Genomic DNA, 22,014 nt, shown 5'->3' on the forward strand with positions numbered 1-22,014 from the left:
CTCCTTCTCAGGCCGCCATGAGCAGGGTTTCGCGCGCCGCGCGCAGGGCGTCGGCCCCTGCGCCGCCATCGGCCTGCGCCATGATTGCGGCAAAGCGTTCCAACCCGCGATCAAACGTATCACCATAACCCTTGATCAGGCGCTGGGCCCGGATGATCTCGGCGGCGCGGGCAAGGTCGGTGCGGGCCGCTTTTTGGGCGCGATCCAGCCATGCCTCAATTCGGCCCTGCTCATCGGCATAGCGCAAGGTGCTGCGCCGCCAGCCACGCCCCATCGCCACCAGACGCAGCGCGATAAACCAGCGCAGCGAGGTGGTTTCCACATGCCGCCCCTTGGACAGCGCCCGGTCCAGCCAGACCGACCCCATCACCCGCCGCCCCAGCCAGCCCGGCAGGCTTTCAGCCACTTCCTGAAGCCGGGGATGCATAAATTCGGTGACTGTAAGGACCTGACCATCCTTCACCTTGACCTCGTCGCGGACCCGCTCAAACCGGGCGGCGCGCACTTTCAGATCGGCCACGCGGATCGTGTCCTCATAAGCCATCCACAGCGCCAGATGCCGCGCGGCCTCCTGCGTCAGGTAGAAAGGCGCGCGGTCGAGCGCGGCGATGCGTTCGAGGCGGTCGAGATAGAGCGCGGCATAGTCAGCATCCTGATAATCCATCAATTTGGCCAGCCCATGTAGGGCATTGGCCAGCGCCGCATCGGGAAGGCCCGCCTGTGCCCGCGCGGCCAGCACCTTGCCCATCGTGGTGGTCGGCGTGGGGATCTCGTGCTCCTCCTCCCGCGGCATGGCGATCTCGCCCTGCGCGCGGGCGAAGCCCTCGGCAAAACCGGCAAGGTTGCTTTTGACCGCCTTGCCGCTGTGGTGGATCGCGGCCTCAAAGGCTTCGCGCGGGAAAGGCAGCGCCCCGCTGCCCGCCAGCGCGCCAAACATGATCGCGCTGATCACGCTATGGGTGCGCTCGGTGGCCGCCTCCATGTCGAAACCGATGAAGCGGGCCGAGCGTTCACGCGCGGCGGCCAGAATCTTGTCGCCATTGCCGCGCCCATCGCCCGCCACCTGCTTTTCGGAAATGGCATAGATGCGGTGGGTCGATCCGATCAACGTGGTTTTGCCCGCCGTGGAGAACCCGCGCAGCACCGCGCGACCCGTTTCCATCAATTCGGATGCCACCACCACATCGACATCACCCGGCATCGGCATTTGCGCCATCACCGGCAAGCGCCCATCGGCCCCCGCACGCGCCAGTTCGACGTAATAGACGGTCGAACCCGTCCGCTGCGCCACGCCCGGCACCGATGTTCCCTGCGCCAACCAGCCGGCCTCACGCGCAACATGTTGAATCCATTCGGCCAGCACGCCGCCACCCTGTCCGCCCAGCGCCAGAATGGCAATGGCGATACGTTTCTTTTCGGTCATTTCGCCAGTCCTTTAAAACGCGCGGGCCATACGTGCGCGGTCGTCACGCGCCTGCATCCAGCCGACGATCCTTGCGCGCCAGCCCTGCCGGAACTTTTCCCAGCCCGTCGGATTACTGACGATCCGCGCGCGGTAAAAGCTGGGGCACAGGATCGCGGCATGGGCATTTTCGCCGCACAATCCGCAGCCCACGCAACTGTTTTCCACATGCGTCACCGGATCTTGCCTCAGAGGGTCGGGGTTCGACTTGATGGTCAGCGAGGGGCAGCCCGACAGGCGGATGCAGGCATGGTCGCCGGTGCAGGTGTCGCTGTCCACACCGAAACGCTCGCGCACCACGCGCCCGCCCGCGGCCAGCACCTTGCCCTGTTCGCGCTTCACCCGCCGCTGTTTGTTGAGCATACATTCCGATTGGGCGACGATGACTTTCGGCCCCTTTTCCGGGCTGGTCATCGCCTCGCGCAACAGGTCACGCATCTTCGCCACGTCATAGGTGCGCTCGACCAGCTTCACCCATTTCGCGCCCACGCCCTGCACCGCCTTGGCGATGGGATTTTTGGTCACGCGCTCCGGGTTGTCGGCGCGCGATGACAGTATATCCTGCCCGCCCGTCGCCGCCGAATAACCATTGTCGATGATCAGCGTGACGGTGTCATCCTTGTTGAACACCGCATTGCCGATGCCGCTGGTCAACCCATTGTGCCAGAAGCCGCCATCGCCCATCACGGCAATCGCGCGCTTGTCCTTGGGCTTAAAGGCCGACGCGCCCGCCGTGCCAAGGCCATAGCCCATCGTCGTATTGCCAATGTCGAACGGCGGCAGGATCGAAAACAGGTGGCAGCCGATGTCCGCCGACACATGGGTCGGCCCCAATTCCTTTTCCACCAGCTTCATCGCGGCGAACACCGGGCGCTCCGGGCATCCGGTGCAGAAACCGGCGGGGCGTTGGGGGATTTCCATCGCCACTTCACGCGGTAAGGGGTCGGGCTTGGTCTCGGGCGGGGCCAGATGCGGCGCATAGGCGCGCAGGAATTTGCCCAAACCATCGCGGATCACGGCGGCGGAATATTCGCCCGAGCGCGGCAACATGTCCTTACCCACAATCCGCGTCTGCAGATCGGCGCGGCGGACCAGCGTGTTCAGCTCATGCTCGATAAATTCGGGCTGGCCTTCCTCGACCACCAGCACCGCCTGCTTGCCCGCGCAAAAGGCCGAAACCTCCTCCGGGATCAGCGGATAGGCGACATTGAGGCAATAGACCGCGATCCTGCTGGCGCCATAGGCATCGGCAAGGCCCAGCAATTCCATCGCGCGGTTGAGATTGTTGTAGAGCCCGCCCTGAACGATGATGCCGATTTCGGGCGTTTCGCTGTCCTGTCCGAACCATTCGTTGAGCTTATTGTCCCGCACATAGGCAATGCCGGCGGGCCAGCGCTGCTCGATCTTTTCAACTTCATGCAGGAAATTGGCGGGGGGCAGCACGATGCGCTGCGTATCGCGCACCGGGGCCGCCGCCGCCTCGCCCACGGTCATGGCGGGGCGCACATTGTCCTTGGCAATAAAGCTGCCGGTCATATGGCACGAGCGCACCCGCATTTGCAGCATGACCGGCGTGTTTGACGCTTCGGACAGGCGGAAACCCTGCTCCACCGCATCAACCAGACTGGTGAGATTGGGGCGCGGGTCGAGCAGCCACATCTGCGACTTCATGGCAAAGGCGTGGGTGCGCTCCTGCATGATCGACGAGCCTTCGCCGTAATCCTCACCCACGATGATCAGCGCGCCGCCCGTCACCCCGCCGCTAGCCACATTGGACAGAGCATCGGAGGCGACATTGGTGCCCACCACCGACTTCCACGTGACCGCCCCGCGCAACGGATAATTGACGCTGGCCGCCAGCATGGCCGCCGCGGTAGCCTCGGACGCGCTGGCCTCGAAATGCACGCCAAGGCTGGCGAGCAGATCATTGGCATCGGCAAACACATCCATCAGATGGCTGATGGGCGAACCCTGATAGCCCCCGACATAGGCCACGCCCGATTGCAGCAAGCCCTTGGTGACGGCCAGAATGCCCTCGCCGGTAAAGACTTCCCCCTTACCAGCGGTCAGCTTCTTGACTTCGGATTTGAACGAACGCTCGGCCATGTCGCGCTCAGCCTTCGACCAGCGCCAGCACGCGCAGGGGGCTGCCCGAACCGTCACGGATTTTGAGCGGGGCGGCGATCACCATCGCGCCCGTGGCGGGAAGTTGATCGAGGTTTTCCAGGCATTGCAGCCCATATTTGCCCGCGCCATGAAACAAGGTGTGCGCCGGATAGGGCGGGGTCAGCGCAAAGGCCTGCCCCGCGTCGGTGCCGATGGTTTCGACGCCAAAACCGATCACATCGCGCGCAATCAGCGCTTCGACCGCCGCCGTTGACGGCCCCGGTGTATGCGGCCCATCGGCGGCGCGGTTGGTATAGGCATCGACATCGCGCTTGGACCAATCACTGCGGAAAAGCACCCATGATCCGGCCGGAATCGCGCCATGCTGCGATTCCCAACGTTCGATATGTTCGACCGTCAGCAGGAAGTCAGCGTCGGCGGCGCATTCGGCCGAAAAGTCCAGCACCACGGCAGGTGCGATCAGGGGCTGAACCGGGAGACGATCGACCGTGTTATCGGGCAGATCCTTGCCCGTCACCCAATGGACCGGGGCGTCGAAATGGGTGCCGGTATGCTCCCCCACGGTGAAATTGTTCCAGTGCCAGGCCACGCCGCGCTCGTCATAGCGCGAGATTTCCTGGCGCGAGAAGGCCGCCGTCTGACCGAAGGGTTCGGGCAGGACCAGCAAAGGCGTATCTTCCGAGAGCGTCTGGGTCAGATCGACAACCCGCACCACGCCCGAGGCGAGGGACTGAGCAAGCATGTTGAGTGTGGACATAAAGGCTCCCCGAAAGACTATGCTGGAGAGCCTATCGCACAAACTTGCAAATGCAAGTATTATTTTACCCGGCGGACAGGCGAGGGCAAAAGCATCATCGCCACCAAAGTAACCATCAGATTACACAGCACAGCCACCAGCCCGATTTCCCATTCAACGAAAATTCCGCCCAGCGCCTTGCCGATCGTCGGCACCCACAGCACCGCGTAGCCCGCAATCAGCCCCGCCAGCACCGCACCGCCCGACACGCGCCGCGTGATAAAGGCCAGATACACCCCCGGCACCAGCATGCCGATGGCCGCATAGGCCGACAGCCCGACCTCGACCAGCGAGGCGCTGGCCCCCAGCGCCAGCCACAGGGCCGCGCCCGCAAAGCCCACCATCGAGCAGCGCGACACCAGCAACTCACGCCGGTCATCCATATCCCGCCAAACCGGCCGCACGATATTGCGCGCAAAGATCGAACCGCAGGTCAGCATCAGCACCGAACCGGGCACCAGCGCCAGCAAGCTGGCCGTGCCCGCGAACAGGCCGATCAGCCAGACCGGGCAATGCTGGACCACAAAGGTCAGCAGCAGCGCGTTGAGATCACCATGTTCAGGCCGGGTTCCGGCCAGCAGAGCGGCAAAGCCGAGCAGGATGATGAAGAAATAGGACAGCGAATAGATCGGCTGAAGCACGGTATTGCGGCGGATCGTGTCACTGCTGCCCGCCGAAAAGCACAGTTGGAACATGTGCGGAAAGATATAGGTGCCGATCGCCACGTTGATTGCCGAGGTGCTCAGCCACACCAGCGAGAGGCCCGCATGGGGTTGCAGGCCCGGAAAGCGCGCAGCGGCGGGATAGAGATCCTGAACCCGCGCGAACACGTCCAGCATCGAGGAAGCGCCCACCATCCCGGCCACGCCAAAGGCCAGCACCGCCACGACCACCAGCATCAGCACATCCTTGACCCCGGCCGCAAAAGCCGCCGAGTGCAGCCCCGCCAGAAACACAAAGGCCAGCATTACCGCCACCGCGATCACCGCCGCCCATGTACCCCCGATGACCGGCCCGGCCACCAGACGCACGATAAAGGTCAACGCCGTCACCTGTATCTGGATATAGACCGTCAGCGCGATCAGACCCGCGCAAGCCACCACCATGCCCAGCCAGCGCGATTGATAACGATGGGCAAAGAAATCGGCCTGAGTGATCAGCCCATGACGCCGCCCATAGGCATGGATGCGCGGCGTCAGCCAGTATCCCACCGCCGCCGACAACGACACCGAGGTAAACGCCAGATAGGCCGGCGCGCCATAGGCCCAGGCAAAGCCCGAAATGCCCAACACCGCAAAGGTCGTGTAAATCTCACCGGCATTGAGGAACCAGAACACCAGCGTGCCCATTTTCCGCCCGCCCAGCGCCCAGTCCTCCAGCGATTTGCTGCGCGTTTTGGCCCGGCCATAGGCCATCGCGCCCAAGGTCGTGCCCAGCACGATCAGCAGGATCATCATGCGGATCATCGTTTGCGATCCAGCCAGTAGCGCAGGGCCAGCACAAAAGTGGCGAACACAATGCCCGCCATTTGCCAGACCATCGGGAAAGGCAGGCCCAGCGGGCGCCACGCTATGCCATTGGCCCATGGCGCAAGGCCCAATTGCCAGACAAAGGGCAGCAAAAGCAGCGCATCGGCCCGGCGGAAAGCCGCAACCTCGACGCCTTCGGGATCATCCATGGTTTATCCAGCCTGTGGCAATTGCGTGGGGATGGCAGAATTTGCCGCTTTCAACACTGCGTTCAATGCAAGGTAATGTGGGATTATGTTGCCATGAACGCAACGATTAGACTTCGACCATGCGCAAAGGTCGGTTCCACTGGCGCAACTGAGCCTCCACCATTTTGAGCAGGCGCGCGGGCGCACCCTCCAATTGCCGCCCCGCGCGCAGGATCAGGCTGATCGTGGCGTCTTCCATCGCATCATCGGCAATCGCGATGCTGGCCAGTTCGCCGCTTTCCAATTCGCTCCACACCGACAATTGCGGCAGGATCGTCACCGCCGCCGCCCGCCGCACGGTTTCGCGCATCATATGGATCGAATTGGTGGTGATCACCGGCTCCAGATAGGTGTTGTGCCGCAGTTCGGCCCCCGCCAAAATCTGGCGCAGGCCGAAATGGCGCGGCGAGAGGCAAAGCGGGTGGCGCACCAGATCGGCCAGCGACACGCTGCTTTGCCCCGCCAGCGGATGGCCCGCCGCGACAATCGCCATCAAGGGCTGGGCGATGACCGAGCGGACATGGATCTTGATGTCATGCGGGGTCTGAAACACCAGCCCCATATGCGCCTCGTCATCCAGCACCTGCCGCACGATCTGCTGGGATGAATTGACCGAGAGGTCGAGATGGATCTGGGGATTGGAGGTGGTGAAACTGGCGATCATGTCGGTAAAACCGCTGCCCAGAAAGCCTTCGCCCACGGCCAGCACGGCATGGCCGCTTTTCACCGAGCGCAATTCTTCCAGCTTGGCGCGCAAAGCCTCGCGGTCGGCCACCTGGTTGCGGTAATGGGCGATCACGATCTCGCCCGCATGTGTCAACCGCACCCCGCGCCGCCCCTTCTCGATCAGGGCCAGCCCATAGCTTTCCTCAAGCTGAGCGATCTGGCGGCTGATAGAGGAGGCCGCGACATTGAGCCTATCGCTGGCCGCGCGCATCGAGCCTGCGTTGAGCGCTTCTAGCAGATAGCGCAAACCCGTTTCCGACATTCGACAAGCCCCCATTGTTCTTTGCAAACCCGGCATCAACTTGCCCGAGTTTGCGCCCAGCGCAACAACTTTGACAAAAGAGCGCCATTGCCTGCGCATATGGGGGATGCCAGATCAGGCCGTCCCCCGTCGGGCAAAGCGGTCATTCGCATCGCTTTTCCGGATGAAAACGAGGCATGAATGGCAAGTATCAAACGTGATCGCGTGAACTGGCAGGGCTATCTTCCGGCCATCACAACCCCCTTTTCCGCCGATGGCGCGCTGGATGAGGCGGGCCTTGGCCGCCTGCTGGAATGGCTGCACGGCGAAGGTATGCATGGGCTGGTTCTGGCCGGCACCACGGGCGAATGGACCAGCATGAGCGCGGCCGAACGCGCCCGCCTGTTTGCCCTGACCGGTGCGCAGATGAACGGCAAGCTGCCCCTGATCGCGGGCTGCTCCAGCTTTACCGCGACCGAGAGCATCGCCTTTGCCCGCCATGCGGCGCAGGCCGGATTTGACGGCGTGCTGTTGACGCCCCCGCCCTATATCCGGCCCCGCGCCGATGAAATCGTGGGTTTTTATGAAACGGTCAGCGCGGCCATCGACCTGCCCATCTGCGTGTATAACTGGCCGCCGGGCACGGGCATCGACATGGATCTCGACCTGCTCTCGCGCCTTGCCGACATCGAAGGCGTGGTGGCGATCAAGCAATCCTCCTCCTCCTTCGAGCGCTTTGTCGAAACCTTCTTTGCGCTGAAGGACAAGGTGCGCGTGTTCGGTTTCCCCATGAACGAGATCGGCCTGACGATGCTGCGCGTGCATGGCGGAGACGGCACGATGGGCGCGGGCGGCGTGCTGGGGCGCTATCAGCCGGGCTTTTACGATGCCTTCTGGGCGGGCGATCTGGATGGCGCGCGCGCCTGCGGAGCCAAGGACCGCGTGCTGATGCGCGAATGGTACACGCCTGAACTGGTGGGCCGCTTCGGCTCGGGCCCGGCCATCCTCAAGGCCGCGCTCGATGCGCAGGGTCTGCCCGGCGGTCCGGTGCGCGCTCCTTTGCTGCCCGTCAGCGATATGGCGCGCGAAGAGATTGCCCAAACGCTGCGAAAGCTGCAAATCCTGTGATCCATGACGCATGAAGTCCTGATCATCGGCGGGGGCCTGCTGGGCTGCGCGGCCGCGTGGCATCTGGCCCGCGCCGGTCTTGCCCCGCGCCTGATCGAGGCGCGGGGCATCAATGCGGGCGCCTCGGGCCAGAACGCGGGATCGCTGCATTTCCAGATCGAACGGCGGTTTCTGGAGCCGGGCGCCAGCGGCCAGGGCGCCGACATCGTGCGCCTCAACCGTCTGGCCATCGAGGAATGGGCGGGGCTGGAAGAACAACTGTCCCGCCCGCTCGACATTCACATGCATGGCGGGCTGATGCTGGCCGAGAGCGAAGCGGATCTCGCGCTGCTCGCCTCGAAAGTGGCGCGGGAAAACGAGCTGGGGCTGCCTACGCAATTGCTGTCGGGGGCCGAGGCGCGCGATCTGGTGCCGCGCCTTGCCCCCCATGTCTGCGGCGCGGCATGGCTGGCGCGCGAGGGCCACGCCAATCCGCGCATTCTGGCTGACGCCTTTGCCCATGCCGCAAGGGCATCGGGCGCGGTGATCGAAACTGACAGCCGCCTGCTCGACCTGCACCGCGATGGCCATGGCTGGCAGGCGACCATCGAGCAAGCAGGCCAGATCAGCACCGCCCGCGCGCGCCACGTCATTCTGGCCACCGGCCATTGGACCGCGCGGATCGCGGCGCGCATGGGGCTGAACATCCCGCTCTATCTGGCCCCTCTGATGATGAGCGTGACGGACCGAACGGCGCCTTTCCTGCCCTATCTGATCCAGCATGTCGGCAAAAGGCTGTCGATGAAGCAGACCGATGACGGCAATATGGTAATCGGCGGCGGCTGGGCCTCGGCCCCGCAGAGGATGGCCGACGGCATGCCGGATCTGGATGCGCCACCCCATCTGGTGCCCGACAATCTGCGCGCCAATCTGGCGGTGGCGGCGAGCGTTTTGCCCTGTCTGCGCGGGCGCAGCCTGATCCGCAGTTGGACCGGCATGACCTGTATTTCCGCCGATCAACTGCCCGTCGTGGGGCAGGTGCCTGCCGCCCCCGGCCTCTATATCGCGGCGGGCGGGTCGATGTTCACGCTGGGGCCGCTGTTGGCGCGGATGTTGGCGCGCAGCATTATCGAACGTGCCATGCCCGAAGAGATCGCCCTGTTCAGCGCCGCCCGCTTTGCCCATCTCAACGCCTTTGTGGTGCCGTCATGAGCAGGATTGCCGACGGCGTGACCCGCCCCGCGCCCATAACCGTCGAGATTGATGGCGCGATGGTCCCGGCCCATCCGGGCGAGACGCTGGCCGCCGTGATGATAGCCGCCGGAGCCTACCGAATGCGCGACGACCGTTCCGGCGCCCCGCGCGGCCTGTTGTGCAACATGGGTACGTGTAGTGAATGTTTCGTATGGATCGCCATGGATGGCGCCTGGCGGCGCCGCCGCGCCTGCCTGACCCTTGTCTCCGAAGGTCTGTGTATCGCCACACAGGAAGGCCAACCATGATCGACATTGCCATCATCGGCGGCGGCCCCGCCGGACAAGCAGCCGCGCGCCAGACGCTGGGCGCCGGCCTCTCCACCACGATGATCGACGAACAGGCCCGCCCCGGCGGCCAGATCCTGCGCCAGCCCCCTGCCGCTTTCGCCGTCAAGGGCTGGATGGCGGGCCGCCTCTATCGCCCGCTGCGCCGCCTGCTCGCCCAGACCGAGGCGGACATACGGCTCGACTGGCGCGGGGGTACCAGCGTGGCCGGGATCGAGCGGATCGAGGATCATTTCCGCCTGACGCTTTCGGGCGCGCATGGCGGCACGCTGCTGGCGCGGCGGGTGCTGATCGCGGCGGGGTGCTATGACATGCCGGTGGCGATGCCGGGCTGGACCCTGCCCGGCGTGATGAGCGCGGGCGCGGTGCAGACCCTGCTCAAATCGCAGCAAGTGGTGGCGGGCCAGCCCATCGTCCTGCTGGGCAGTCATCCCTTGCTGCTTGTTCTGGCCACGCAATTGCTGGACGCGGGGGCCGAAGTTGCTGCGGTGCTGATGCCGCAGACCTATGGCCGGATGGCGCGGGCGGTCCTGCCCTATTTGGCGGGCGCGATATTCACGCCGGGCCCGTTGATCGCGGCGGGGGCTGCCATGGCGCGCCTGCGCCGGGCGGGGGTGCCGATGATGATGGGCGCTCGCCCCATCGGCTTTACCGGCGATGGGCGGCTGGAGGCGGTCGATTACGCATGGCGCGGTCAGGTCCAACGGATCGCAGCGCAGGCGGCGGCGGTGTCCTACGGCTTCCTGCCGCAATCGGATCTGCCACGTCAGATCGGGGCGGCGGTGCGCTGGGCACGGCCTGCGGGCGGATGGGAAACGGTTTGCGACGGGGCGATGCGCTCCTCTATCCCCGGCCTCTATGTCGCGGGGGAAACCACCGGTGTTGCGGGCGCGGATGCTGCCATGGCCGAGGGCGAGATCGCCGGGATCGCCATGGCGCTGGACGCGGGCGTCCGGCCCCCATCCGGCATGGCGCGCGCGCAGGCAAGGCGGGCAAGGTTGCAACCCTTCATCGACCTGCTGCGCGCGGCGGCCGATCCGGGCGAAGTCTGGCCGCAGGCGACGCCCGAAACGCTGCTGTGCCGATGCGAGGATATTTCCGTAGCGCAGGTCGAGGCGACGATGGCCCAGCTTTCACCCATGGCCGATGCCTCGGCGGTCAAACATCGCTGCCGGATCGGCATGGGTCTGTGTCAGGGGCGGTCGTGCGAACATGCGCTGGTGCGCCGTATCGCCGCCGCGCGGGGATGTGATCCCGATGCAGTCACCCCGTTCCGCATGCGGTTTCCCGCGCGGCCCATACCGATCGATGAGATCATCGGTTAAACGTTGCGCCCATCGCAACAAGGACGTCCCGGCGATGTCATTGCTGCGCCTCGAACGCCTTGTCATCCTCGCCTCCTGAACCATTCACAGGAGCCGTCTGCATGTCCGAGGCAATCCCTCCCCGCCCCGTTTTCGCTGCCGATCACGTGTCATGGACCGTGGCCGATGCCGATGCGGTGGCGCGCTTTTACATCGACGTGTTCGGCGCATCCGAATTGTTCCGCATGGGGCCGATCGACGCCGCCGACATTCCCCTCATGCCCGACGGGCGCGACTGGATGGCGGCGCATGTCAATGTGCCGGGCGCGCGGCTCACGCTCATCATGCTGCGGTTGACGCAGACGCTGAATTTTCAACTGGTGCAATATGATAAGCCCGATCATCGCGGCACAGTCCTGCCGCGCAATTGCGATGCGGGCGGGCATCATCTGGGGCTGAGGGTCGATAATGTCCCGGCGGCGGCGGCTTATCTGACCGCGCATGGCTGCACCGCGATGAACATCATCGAGATTTCCGAGGGGCCGCTGGCGGGCAAGAAGAACCTCTATCTGCTCGACCCATGGGGCCATCAGCTTGAAATCGTGGACTGAACCTTCTTCTCACAACAGGAAATCATCATGACCGCAAAGCGTATCAACCCCGCTGCCCTTTACGAAAGCACCCGTTTCGGCTTTTCCCATGCCGCGCTGGATGAAGCCACCGGCACGCTCCATCTGGCCGGGCAAGTGGCGTGGGACAAGGATTACAATGTCGTGGGCGGCGATGATCTGGCCGCGCAAACCCGTCAGGCGCTGGCCAATATCCGCACCGTTCTGGACGAGGCGGGCGCGGGGGTGGCCGATCTGCTGCGCCTGCGCACCCTGATCGTCAATTACGATATGTCCAAGTTGGAGGCTGTGGGCGGCGAACTGGCCGCCTTTTATGGCGATATTCTGCCCGCCCCTAACACGATTGTCGGGGTTCAGGCGTTGGCCCTGCCCGATTTCCTGATCGAGATCGAGGCGGTGGCGGTGCTGCCCAAAGGCTGACACAAAGAAGGGCCGCTCCGGGTGGAGAGCGGCCCTTCCCGTTTTAGCGCGACAGGTTTGCCGACAAAGGCAGGTCGCGCGAACTGTTGCCGATAAACACCCGCATGGTTCCGGCCGGAACCTTCCACGCATGGGCCTTGTCATCCCACACCGACAGATCACGCCGCGTCAGGGCGAAACTGACCTCGCGCCCCTCACCCGGCGCCAGTTCGACGCGGGCAAAGCCTTTCAACTGGCGCGGCGGTTCGCCTGCGGCGGCGGGCATGGCCAGATAGAGCTGGGCCACCTCGGCCCCCGCCCGCGCGCCAAGATTGCGGACCTGCGCGCGCACCTGCCAGCCATCGCCCCGGCGCGTGGTCTTGATCCCGGAAAAGCCGAAGTGGGTATAGGACAGGCCAAAGCCAAAGGGATAAAGCGGGGTCAGCCCTTTGGCATCATACCAGCGATAGCCCACCAACAAGCCCTCGCTATATTCGGCCCTCGTACCCTTGCCCGGATAGCGCGCGGGGCCATCGGCAGGCCCATGCAGCTCGTCGACGGGGAAGGTGACGGTCAGCTTGCCCGAGGGATTGGCCGCCCCGGTCAGCAGGCGCGCGATGGCGGGAGCCGCCACCTCGCCCGGATACCAGCCCGCGATGATGCCCGCCACCTTGTCGCGCCATGGCATCAAGACCGGGCCAGCGGTATGCATCACCACCACAGTGTGCGGATTGGCCTTGGCCACCGCCTCGATCAACGCATCCTGATCGCCGGGCAGGCGCAGATCGGTGCGGTCGGCGCCTTCAGACACGTGATCGGCCACGAACACCACCGCGACATCGGCCTTGGCCGCCGCCGTAACGGCCTCCTCGATCAGGCGAGGATCGGGCGCCTGCCACCCCACGCGCAATTCGGGCGGCGAGAGGGTGGGAGCAGTCGAATAATCCAGCTCGAACGAGACCGGCTTGCCTGCCTCCAGCGCAATCGTGCCATGGGTGGTCAGGCGGAAATTCTGCTTGGGCGTATAGGCCACCTCGCGCCCATCGATGCGCAGGCGGATTTCTCCCCCGCCACTCAGCGAAAAGCGGTAAGTGCCGCTGGCCGGGGGCACCAAAGTGCCGCGCCAGCGCGCGGAAAAGATGCTGCCCAGTTCCTTGGTGCCGGCCTGCTCATAATCAATCGTGGCTTCGGCGCGGGTCAGAGCAGGCTTGCCGGAAAAATCGGGCGAGGCATAATAGGTGGCCGTCAGATCGCGCAGGGCCGAGGCCGGGATCGCTGGCAAGGGCGCAATGCCCAGTGTGCCGGGCGAATAATCAACGGCAACACCGGGCAGCGCCGCCCGGATCGCGGCCAGCGGAGCCACGGGCTTGATCTCGTCATTCTTGACAAAGCCGCCATAGCGCTCGGTGGTCTGGACATGCTCGCCCGCATCGTCGCCGATGATCGCCACGCGCGCCAGACCGGGGCCAAGAGGCAGGACCCCGCCCTGATTGCGCAGCAGCACGCTGCCCTCTTCTGCGATCCGTTGCGAAAGCGCGAGATGGGCGGGAGAGCGGGCCGGGGCATCGGCATCGCCCTTGACCGGACGGTCGATCACGCCCAGCCGGAACATCGGCGTCAGAATATGGCGCAGCAGATTGTCGATATCGCCGCCCGTCACCTCGCCATCGGCCAGCGCCTTGCGCAAGGGCGGGCCATAGAATTCGGCGAAACCAAAGGGGCTGGGTCCGCCGGGCATGGAAATGTCCATCCCGGCTTTCACGCTGGCCACGGTGCTGCGATGGGCGAAATACCAGTCAGAGACGACGAAGCCGTCAAAGCCCCAGCCGCGCAACTGGTCGAGCGCCGCCTTGTTTTCGCAGGCATAGGTGCCGTTGAAGCGGTTATAGGCGCACATCACCGATCCCGCCCCGGCGCGGCGCACCACCGCCTCGAAGGCGGGGAAATAGATCTCGTTCAGCGCACGCTCGCCAACGCGCGCATCGACCGCCTCATAGGCGGGCGCATCGCCAAGGCGCAGCCATTCCTGATTGTTGGCGGCAAAATGCTTGGGCGTGGCCAGCACGCCCTGCGCCTGAATGCCAGCCGTGATCGCCGTGCCGCCGACGGCCGTCAGATAGGGGTCCTCGCTCAGCGTTTCAGCAATCCGTCCCCATTTGGGCGTGCGGATGATGTTGATCGTGGGGGCCAGAACGACATTGCGCCCCTTGGCCGCATGTTCGCGGCCCAGCGCGGCGCCAAATTCCCGCATCAGCTCCGCATCCCATGTGCTGGCAGTCATCAAGGGGGCGGGAAATTGCGTCACCCCTACCATGCCATTGCCCACGCCCGCCGGGCCATCGCCCATGCACAGCGCGGGCAGGCCCAGCCGGGGCAGGCCCGAAATATGCCCGACGCAGGGGTTCACCCCGGTGCCATTGCCATCCAGCACCGTATCGCCCTGAAGCAGGCCCAGTTTTTCATCCAGCGTCATGGCGGCAATCAGCAACCGGGCGCGTTCCGTCGGGTTGCGATGAACCTCCATCCACGGGCGCGCCGCGTCGGTGGTTTGCGCGCGAACATCCCCCCACCCCGCCGTTCCACAAAGCGCCGCCCCGGCCAGCAGGACAAGACGAAAGGATGAAACAACAGGATGGGAGAACATAGGTTTTACTCTTTTAGAACTTCACCGAACCCGACAGGGTAATGGTCCGCGGGCGGCTGACATAATAACCCAGCGGATAGACACCCGGCACGATTTCGTTGAAATTGATGACGGTCTGATTGTTCGACAGGTTGGTGGCGTTCAGATTGACCGCCCATGCATCCTTGCTGATCCCGGCGCGCAGGCCGATCAGCCAGTAGCCGTTAAGATGCTGCCAGTTCGAGATGGTGGAGTTGAACTTGGTATCCATCGGCCCCTGATAGGTGGCGTCCGCGCCGATCGTGCCCGTCAGGCCGTTCGAGCCAAGAGGCGCCGAATAGCTGACGCCCGTGGCGCCCGACCAGGTGGGCACATAGGGGATGCGGTCGCCCTTGCGCCCGGTCGATGCCACGGGATTGTCGCGGTCCAGCTTGGCATTGCTGTAGTTCAGGCTGCCCGTCAGGCGCAGGCCCTGAATCGGACGAGCGTCGATTTCCGCTTCAAAGCCGGTCACGCTCGCCTTGCCGCCATTGCCGGTATAACCAAAGGACACCGTGCCGTTCGAGGCCTGCTGCGAGACCTGAATGTTCGACCAGTCGATGTAATAGACCGCCCCGTTCAGATAGAGCTTGCGATCCAGCAGCGTGTTTTTCAGGCCGAATTCATAGGACCAGAGCTGATCCGAGCCATAGCCGTCGGGAATGACCACATTGGCCAGCGCGGCCGCTGTCTGGTCATTGGTGCCGCCCGAACGATAGCCTTGGGCAACCTGAACATAGGCGTTAGTGTGGCTGCTGACCTTATAGGCAAGGTTGAAGCGGCCGATCACGCCCTGATCCTTGGTGCGCAGCACCGGGCCGGCGCCCGCGCCCGCGCCGCCGCCTGCCGCGACCAGCGCGACCGATTGCTGCTCCAGCTTGAAATCGAACCAGCGCGCCCCGGCCGTAAAGGTCAGGTCGGGCAGGATCTTGTAGCTGAGCTCGCCAAAGAGCGCGCGTTCGCGGATCTGGGTGTTCACCGCGCGGTCGAGCAGCAGGGCGGCATTGGCCGGGATATTGCCGCTGGTGTCCGCCTTGGGCCAGGACGAGCGGTAATAGCGATCCTCATTCTGCATGAAGGCGCCGACCAACATCTGCACCGGGCCCTTGAAGTCCGAAGCGAAGCGCAACTCGGCGCTGTCCACCTTGCGATGCTTGTTCTGCACCAGGGCGCTGCGGCCGGTGGTGTCATAGGGCAGGCCGAAGAAGGCCTGCGCGGCCAGCGAAGCGTCGCGCACAAAGCCGGTGTCGCGGATGAAGCGCGAACCCGTGGCCGTTACCGTGCCAAAGGGGCGCTTGTAATTGGCGGTGACGTTATAGATCTCGCTCTTGTCATCATAGGGCGAGCGCACCACGTCAGCCTGATAGTTTGCGGGCAGAGCCGCGCCGCCGAAATCCCGGCTGTTATAGTAGTTCTTCGCATCCTGATGCACTTTCTGGTACATCATCATCGTGTCGATGGTCAGATCATCGGTGGCCTTCAGGCGGGTCGAAAGGCGCGCGGCCTTGCTCTTTTCCGCGTTCGCGCCCTTTTCAAAGCGGTTGTTGATCCAGCCAGGCAGGTCGGCATAGAAACCAGAAGCGCGCACCGCGAAACGGCCCGGAATGACGGGAATATTGATCGCGCCATCGGTCTGCATGCCCAGATCCGCGCCCTTGGTGGTTCGCAATCCGCCCTGAACATAGCCCGTCACCTTGTCCAGATCGGGCTTGGCGGTGATGTAGCGCATCGTGCCCGCCATCGAACTGGCGCCAAAGGTGGTGCCCTGCGGCCCCTTCAGCACTTCGACGCGGTCGATGTCGAACAGCTTGATGTCGGGGGCCTGACCGCCGCCATCCTGCGAATTTTCGCCGGTGATGACGACTTCGTCGAGGTAAAGCCCGACCGTGCCCGCGCCGCTGGCATTGATGCCGCGCACGACATAGCGCTTGTCGCCCGGCCCTTCGTCCTGAACCGAAAGACCCGGCACGGTGCGATAGAAATCGGCAAAATCAATCGCGCCCTTGGCCTGAAGATCCGCCCCGCCAATCGCCTGCACGGCAATCGGGGTGGCCTGAATCGTCGAGGCCGTGCGTTTGGTTGCGGTCACGACAATGCCGTCGCTTGCCACGTTGCTCGCCTGCGGGGCCTGCTGGGCATAGGCGGGCAAAGCAAAAATCATAAGACTGCTGGTCGCGGCTAGACGAAAGCCGATCTGCTTGGAGTAGCGCATATTATTCCCTGCCTTGATAAAGTGGAGGACTCTTGCCGCCTGCGAGCCTCCGGCTGTTGATCCGCCGGATAGCCACGGAAATGTCATAGAAGCGGTCGCTGCGCTCAATGCATAATATTGTTCACTTTCGTTGCCCTGTGCGCAACATATGCGAAGAGGTCGGGCGGTCCTCTGACAGGGAAATGCGCAGGCTCTTCAATACGCGAAGCGCGCAAGAGCAGGCCAGCGCCATCGCTCTTGATGTGCAGGTGATTGGCATTAAAGGCGCGGGAGGGGATATAGTCCGTCCCGAATGGCCGCTGATGAAGGAATGCGCAGATGAGCGAGGATTTACGCAGGCTTGGCGATCCCGGATCGGAGGAATTCCGGGTCGAGGCCTATCCCTTCTATCTGCTGAACCGCGCGGCGAGTCGATACAATGTGGTCATCGAATCGCAATTGCGTCCCATCGGCATCGACATTCCCACATGGCGCGTGCTGATGATTCTGGGCGAACATGAGCCGCTGCCGATTGCGCAGGTGGCCAAATCGGCGGTCATCAACATTTCGACCATGATGCGCATCGTCGAGCGCATGACCAAGGCCGAATTGATCACCACCCAGCCCAGTGAGACCGACGGGCGCGTGACCGAACTGGTGATGAGCGATCTGGGGCGCGAGAAACTGGCAGCAGCACGCGAGGCGACATCGCCGGTCTATCACAAGGTCATTCGCGGGATCAGCGCGAGCGAATTTGGCCAATTGCTCGATTTGCTGGGGCGTTTGCACGACAATCTGGAATAGGCGCGGGGGCCAATCGAATCAACTTGCACATGCAACCAATATGTTTTAGACCTAAAGCATATTTGGAGGTGCATGATGCGTGTTGCCTGTCTGGGCGGCGGTCCCGCCGGTCTTTATTTTGCCATTTCGATGAAATTGCGCGACCCCTCGCACCAGATTGACGTTTTCGAACGCAATCGCGCGGGTGACACTTTCGGCTGGGGCGTGGTCTTTTCGGATCAGACGGTCGAAAACCTGACCGCCAATGATCCCGTCAGTGCGGCGATCATCGCGGATAATTTCGCCCATTGGGACGATATCACCGTGGCGATGGGCGATCAGTCGATCACCTCCTCGGGCCATGGCTTTATCGGCATCGGGCGCAAACGCCTGCTGCAAATCCTGACCCGGCGGGCGCTGGAGTTGGGCGTGCAAGTCCATTTCGAAAACGAATTTTCCTCCGATCTGTCGGCCTATGGCGATTATGACCTGATCGTGGCGGCCGATGGCATCAACAGCGCGATCCGCACGCAAAACGAGGACAAATTCGGCGTCGATATTCAAACCCGCCGCAACAGGTTCTGCTGGCTGGGCACGACGCGCCTGTTCGACGCCTTTGCCTTCCTGTTCGAAAAAACCGAGCATGGTTGGGTCTGGGCCCATGCCTATAAGTTCGACGCCACCCATTCGACCTTCATCGTCGAATGCTCGCCAGAGACATGGGAAGGGCTGGGCCTCGACAAGATGGAACAGGCCGAGAGCATCGCCTTTTGCGAAAAGCTCTTCGCGCGCCATCTGGATGGCCATCCCTTGATCACCAATGCGGGCCATTTGCGCGGATCGGCGGCATGGATCAATTTCCGCCGAATCCTGTGCGAAAAATGGTCCTTCGACAATGTCGTGCTGCTGGGAGATGCGGCGCATACCGCGCATTTCTCGATTGGTTCGGGCACGAAACTGGCGCTGGAAGATGCGATCAAGCTGGCGCAGGTGCTCAGCCGCCCCGGCCTGTCGGATCCGGCCAATCTGCGCGAAGCGCTGTCCGAATATGAGGCCGAGCGCCATGTCGAGGTGCTGAAAATTCAGAACAGCGCGCGCAATTCGACCGATTGGTTTGAAACGCTCGACCGCTATCTCGATTTCGACCTGCCGCAATTTGCCTATTCGCTGATGACCCGTTCACAACGCGTGGCCCATGAAAACCTGCGCCTGCGCGACAAGGCATGGCTGGAAAGCCTCGAACGCTGGTTCTGGGCGGGGAACGAAGGGCGCAATACGCCTGTCCAACCGATGTTCACGCCCTTTGCCCTGCGCGATCTGACGCTGGCCAATCGTGTGGTCGTGCCCCCGATGCTGACCTATAGCGCGGAACCCGATGGTCATGCGACCATGTTCCACGAGGTGCATTACGGCGCGCGCGCTTTGGGTGGGGCTGGCCTTGTCATCACCGAAATGCTCGCCGTTTCGCCCGAGGGGCGCGCCACCTCGGCCTGCCCCGGCCTGTGGGAGGATGGCCAGATCGACCGCTGGCGCGCGATCAACGCCTTTGCCCATCAGCACACCGCCACCAAGACCTGCGCCCAATTGGGCCATGCGGGGGCGCGGGCCTCATGTCGTCCTGGGCATGAAGGCTATGATGTGCCGCTGGCCGATCCCTGGCCGATCCTCTCGGCCAGCGGACAGGCGTGGCGCGAGGGCGGCCTGACGCCCGCCGCCCTGACCGAGGAAGATATGGACCGCATCCTTGCCGACTTCACCAGCGCCGCGCGCCGGGCCGATGCCGCCGGTTTCGACATGATCGAGCTTCAGGCGGGCCATGGCTTCCTACTCTCCAGCTTCATCACCCCGGTGATGAACCATCGCGAGGACGCTTATGGCGGATCGCTGGAAAACCGCCTGCGCTTCCCGCTGCGCGTGGTCGCTGCCGTGCGCGCGACTTGGCCCGCAGGCAAGCCGATGGCCGTGCGCATCTCGGCCAATGACTGGGTGGGCGAAGCGGGCGTGACGCCTGCCGAAGCCGTCGCCATTGCCGCAGCCTTCAAGGCGGCGGGCGTGGACATTATCGACGTATCGGCCGGGGAAACCGCGCCCCGCGCCCGCCCGACCTATGGCCGCATGTTCCAGACCCCCTTTGCCGACCAGATCCGCAACGAGGCCCATATGCCCACCATGGCCGTGGGCAACATCACCCAGCCCGATCAGATCAACTCGATCCTGATGGCCGGTCGCGCCGATCTGGTGGCGGTGGGACGGCCCCACCTTGTCGATCCGTCATGGACGCTGCGCGCGGCGGCGCAGGCGGGCGAGGAAGGGCAATTCGTCCCCGCCCCCTATGCGCTTGGTCAGACGCAAGCACGGCAGCTTGCCGGGCAGGCCCGCGATACCGCCGCACGCGCGTAAAGGAGACGACGAATGCCTTTCAACCTGACCCTGCCGGTGCGTTTTGCCGATGTCGATCCGGCGGGGATCGTGTTCTATCCGCGCTATTTCGAAATGCTCAACGCGCTGGTCGAGGACTGGTTCGCCACTTTGGGCTTTCCCTTCAAGCTGATCCATATGGAAGGCAAGATGGGCGTGCCCACGGTCCGGCTGGAGGTGGATTTCATCGCCCCCAGCGAACTTGGCGAGAGCCTCGACCTATCGCTGGAAATCACGAAGCTGGGCAAGAGCAGTTGCCAGTTGGCCATCACGTTCGCCTGCGCGGGACAGGTGCGGTTGAAGGCGCTGGTGGTGCTGGTCTGCATGGATCTGGGCGCGCGGCAATCGATGCCGTGGCCCGAAACCTTGCGCGAGGGAATGCAGGCCTATCTCGCCTGAACAGACTTGCCGCACGGCCCCATGCCACCTAAACGCGACAGGACGGCTCGCCCCCACCGGGCGGGCCGTTTGTTATGGCGAGGGTTAGATGGACGACGGAGCGGAAAGGCGGCTGGAGCTGCGGGTGTGGATACGCCTGCTCGATTGCGCCAAGCTGGTGGAAAAGCAACTGCGCCGCAATTTTCAGGACCAGTTCGACACCACCCTGCCCCGCTTCGACGTGCTGGCCGCGCTGGATCGCGCACCCGATGGGCTGACCATGGGCGAGATTTCGCGCGCGCTGCTGGTGTCCAATGGCAATGTGACCTCGATCGTGAGGCAATTGAGCGAACAGGGTATGATCGACTCCCGCCCCGATCCCAATGACCGCCGCGCCGCGATTGTCAGCATGACGGCGCAGGGACGCGAGTATTTCAAGACACTGGCCGATGCGCACAGCCGCTGGGTACATGAGGCGCTGTCCTGTTTTCCCGCCGATCATCAGGCGCATCTGCTCGCCCTGCTCGATCAGCTCAAGGCCTCAATCCGCGCTCAATAAAAAGGGGACCGTTTGCACGGCCCCCCAGTTGGGAGAGGAGGTTGTCTGATCAGCCCGCCACGACCGGATGGCGCAGCGTGCCGATGCCTTCGACGCTGGCGACGATGATGTCGCCCGGCCAGACCCATTCCTGCGGATCCATGCCTGCGCCAACGCCTGCGGGCGTGCCGGTGGCGATGATGTCGCCCGGCTCGAGCGTGATGCCCTGCGAAATATCGGCCACCAGTTCATCGACCTTGAACAGCATATAGGCAGTGTTGCTGCGCTGCTTTTCCACGCCGTTGACCGTCAGCCACAGGTCGAGCGTCTGGGGATCGGGGATTTCATCGGCGGTGACAACGCAGGGGCCCATGGGCGCGAACGTGTCCTGACCTTTGGAATAGATCCATTGCCCTGCGCGGCGGCAATCGCGCGCGCTCATGTCGATGCAGACGGTATAGCCGAACACATAATTGAGCGCCTTGTCGCGCGAGACGCCCTTGGCCCGCGTGCCGATGATCGCGGCCAGTTCGACTTCCCAGTCAAGCTGCTGGGTGATCGCGGCATTATGGACGATGGCGTCATCCGGGCCGATTACGCTGGTCGGCGGCTTGGAGAAGATCACCGGCTGACGCGGCAATTCGGCGGACGTATCCAGCGACTTGGCGCTTTCAGCCACATGTTCGGTGTAGTTCAGACCGATGCCGAAGATGTTCTTGCGCGGGCGCGGGATCGGGGCCAGCAGCTTGACATTGGCGACAGGCTGGGCGGTGCCGATGGGGAAAATGCCCTCGGTTTCCTTGATCAGCTTCGACGTGATCGCCACGGCCTGCGGGCCAAGGTCGATGAATTCCAGCATGGTGGAGGGCAGCGGCACGCCGCATTCCTCGCCGAACATTTCCAGATCGAGGACCAGATCCCCGACCAGAGCGCCAAGGCGCGCTTCGGCCTCGACATGAGAACGATAGGTAACAAGACGCATGGGGATTCCTCAG

Annotated in this window: 19 protein-coding genes; 10 read left to right on the top strand and 9 right to left on the bottom strand. The window is 63.8% G+C overall.

All coding sequences use genetic code 11. The features are described from left to right. Positions 1 to 7 precede the first annotated feature (7 nt). The 6 genes from FHW96_RS17615 to FHW96_RS17640 form a co-directional block, all read right to left on the bottom strand. Complete coding sequence (locus FHW96_RS17615; protein ID WP_172341890.1) at positions 8 to 1,423, bottom strand: indolepyruvate oxidoreductase subunit beta family protein; 1,416 nt, start codon at positions 1,421 to 1,423, stop codon at positions 8 to 10. Between the two features lie 12 nt (positions 1,424 to 1,435). Then, positions 1,436 to 3,568, bottom strand: coding sequence for an indolepyruvate ferredoxin oxidoreductase subunit alpha (locus FHW96_RS17620; protein WP_172341891.1), 2,133 nt, complete (start codon positions 3,566 to 3,568; stop codon positions 1,436 to 1,438). A gap of 7 nt (positions 3,569 to 3,575) precedes the next feature. Beyond that, on the bottom strand, positions 3,576 to 4,346 hold the full coding sequence (locus FHW96_RS17625) for a cyclase family protein (RefSeq protein WP_172341892.1): 771 nt from the start codon (positions 4,344 to 4,346) through the stop codon (positions 3,576 to 3,578). A gap of 59 nt (positions 4,347 to 4,405) precedes the next feature. Then, the gene (locus FHW96_RS17630; RefSeq protein WP_172341893.1) at positions 4,406 to 5,851 is read right to left on the bottom strand and encodes a sodium:solute symporter; all 1,446 of its coding nucleotides are present in this window, start codon (positions 5,849 to 5,851) and stop codon (positions 4,406 to 4,408) included. Continuing rightward, positions 5,848 to 6,063 (bottom strand): DUF3311 domain-containing protein, encoded by a 216-nt coding sequence (locus FHW96_RS17635; RefSeq protein WP_172341894.1) that lies wholly within the window; start codon positions 6,061 to 6,063, stop codon positions 5,848 to 5,850. Before FHW96_RS17635 ends, FHW96_RS17630 begins: the two co-directional genes overlap by 4 nt. A 106-nt stretch (positions 6,064 to 6,169) precedes the next feature. Beyond that, the gene (locus FHW96_RS17640) at positions 6,170 to 7,090 is read right to left on the bottom strand and encodes a LysR family transcriptional regulator (RefSeq protein WP_253951042.1); all 921 of its coding nucleotides are present in this window, start codon (positions 7,088 to 7,090) and stop codon (positions 6,170 to 6,172) included. Positions 7,091 to 7,270: 180 nt separating this feature from the next. Here FHW96_RS17640 and FHW96_RS17645 point away from each other — a divergent pair, with 180 nt between their 5' ends. The 6 genes from FHW96_RS17645 (at position 7,271) to FHW96_RS17670 (ending at position 12,070) form a co-directional block, all read left to right on the top strand. After that, a complete protein-coding gene (locus FHW96_RS17645; protein WP_172341895.1) occupies positions 7,271 to 8,197 on the top strand; it encodes a dihydrodipicolinate synthase family protein in 927 nt (308 codons plus the stop codon). Between the two features lie 3 nt (positions 8,198 to 8,200). Continuing rightward, entirely contained in the window at positions 8,201 to 9,388 is a 1,188-nt protein-coding gene (locus FHW96_RS17650; protein ID WP_172341896.1) for an FAD-binding oxidoreductase, read from the top strand. Beyond that, on the top strand, positions 9,385 to 9,678 hold the full coding sequence (locus FHW96_RS17655; RefSeq protein WP_172341897.1) for a (2Fe-2S)-binding protein: 294 nt from the start codon (positions 9,385 to 9,387) through the stop codon (positions 9,676 to 9,678). The genes FHW96_RS17650 and FHW96_RS17655 overlap by 4 nt, the downstream gene beginning before the upstream one ends. After that, positions 9,675 to 11,042: an FAD-dependent oxidoreductase gene (locus FHW96_RS17660; protein WP_172341898.1), complete on the top strand. Its 1,368-nt coding sequence runs from the start codon at positions 9,675 to 9,677 to the stop codon at positions 11,040 to 11,042. The genes FHW96_RS17655 and FHW96_RS17660 overlap by 4 nt, the downstream gene beginning before the upstream one ends. Positions 11,043 to 11,143: 101 nt before the next feature. After that, a complete protein-coding gene (locus tag FHW96_RS17665; protein WP_172341899.1) occupies positions 11,144 to 11,632 on the top strand; it encodes a VOC family protein in 489 nt (162 codons plus the stop codon). A 27-nt stretch (positions 11,633 to 11,659) separates the two neighbouring features. Further along, the gene (locus tag FHW96_RS17670; protein ID WP_172341900.1) at positions 11,660 to 12,070 is read left to right on the top strand and encodes a RidA family protein; all 411 of its coding nucleotides are present in this window, start codon (positions 11,660 to 11,662) and stop codon (positions 12,068 to 12,070) included. Between the two features lie 43 nt (positions 12,071 to 12,113). On the opposite strand, the gene FHW96_RS17675 is transcribed toward FHW96_RS17670, so the two are convergent. Together FHW96_RS17675 and FHW96_RS17680 are read right to left on the bottom strand one after the other, a co-directional pair. Next, positions 12,114 to 14,693 (bottom strand): glycoside hydrolase family 3 protein, encoded by a 2,580-nt coding sequence (locus tag FHW96_RS17675; RefSeq protein ID WP_172341901.1) that lies wholly within the window; start codon positions 14,691 to 14,693, stop codon positions 12,114 to 12,116. A gap of 13 nt (positions 14,694 to 14,706) precedes the next feature. Beyond that, entirely contained in the window at positions 14,707 to 16,923 is a 2,217-nt protein-coding gene (locus FHW96_RS17680; RefSeq protein WP_172341902.1) for a TonB-dependent receptor, read from the bottom strand. A 318-nt stretch (positions 16,924 to 17,241) separates the two neighbouring features. Here FHW96_RS17680 and FHW96_RS17685 point away from each other — a divergent pair, with 318 nt between their 5' ends. From FHW96_RS17685 to FHW96_RS17700, 4 genes are all read left to right on the top strand, one after another. Next, positions 17,242 to 17,706 (top strand): MarR family winged helix-turn-helix transcriptional regulator, encoded by a 465-nt coding sequence (locus FHW96_RS17685; RefSeq protein ID WP_172341903.1) that lies wholly within the window; start codon positions 17,242 to 17,244, stop codon positions 17,704 to 17,706. Between the two features lie 75 nt (positions 17,707 to 17,781). Then, on the top strand, positions 17,782 to 20,085 hold the full coding sequence (locus FHW96_RS17690) for a bifunctional salicylyl-CoA 5-hydroxylase/oxidoreductase (protein ID WP_172342011.1): 2,304 nt from the start codon (positions 17,782 to 17,784) through the stop codon (positions 20,083 to 20,085). 12 nt (positions 20,086 to 20,097) lie between these two features. Next, positions 20,098 to 20,502 (top strand): thioesterase family protein, encoded by a 405-nt coding sequence (locus FHW96_RS17695; protein ID WP_172341904.1) that lies wholly within the window; start codon positions 20,098 to 20,100, stop codon positions 20,500 to 20,502. Positions 20,503 to 20,590: 88 nt separating this feature from the next. Then, entirely contained in the window at positions 20,591 to 21,040 is a 450-nt protein-coding gene (locus tag FHW96_RS17700; RefSeq protein ID WP_172341905.1) for a MarR family winged helix-turn-helix transcriptional regulator, read from the top strand. A 49-nt stretch (positions 21,041 to 21,089) separates the two neighbouring features. Here FHW96_RS17700 and FHW96_RS17705 read toward each other — a convergent pair whose 3' ends face one another. Further along, on the bottom strand, positions 21,090 to 22,001 hold the full coding sequence (locus FHW96_RS17705; RefSeq protein ID WP_172341906.1) for a fumarylacetoacetate hydrolase family protein: 912 nt from the start codon (positions 21,999 to 22,001) through the stop codon (positions 21,090 to 21,092). Between the last annotated feature and the right edge of the window lie 13 nt (positions 22,002 to 22,014).

Source organism: Novosphingobium sp. SG751A (genome assembly GCF_013149295.1).
Lineage (GTDB): Bacteria > Pseudomonadota > Alphaproteobacteria > Sphingomonadales > Sphingomonadaceae > Novosphingobium.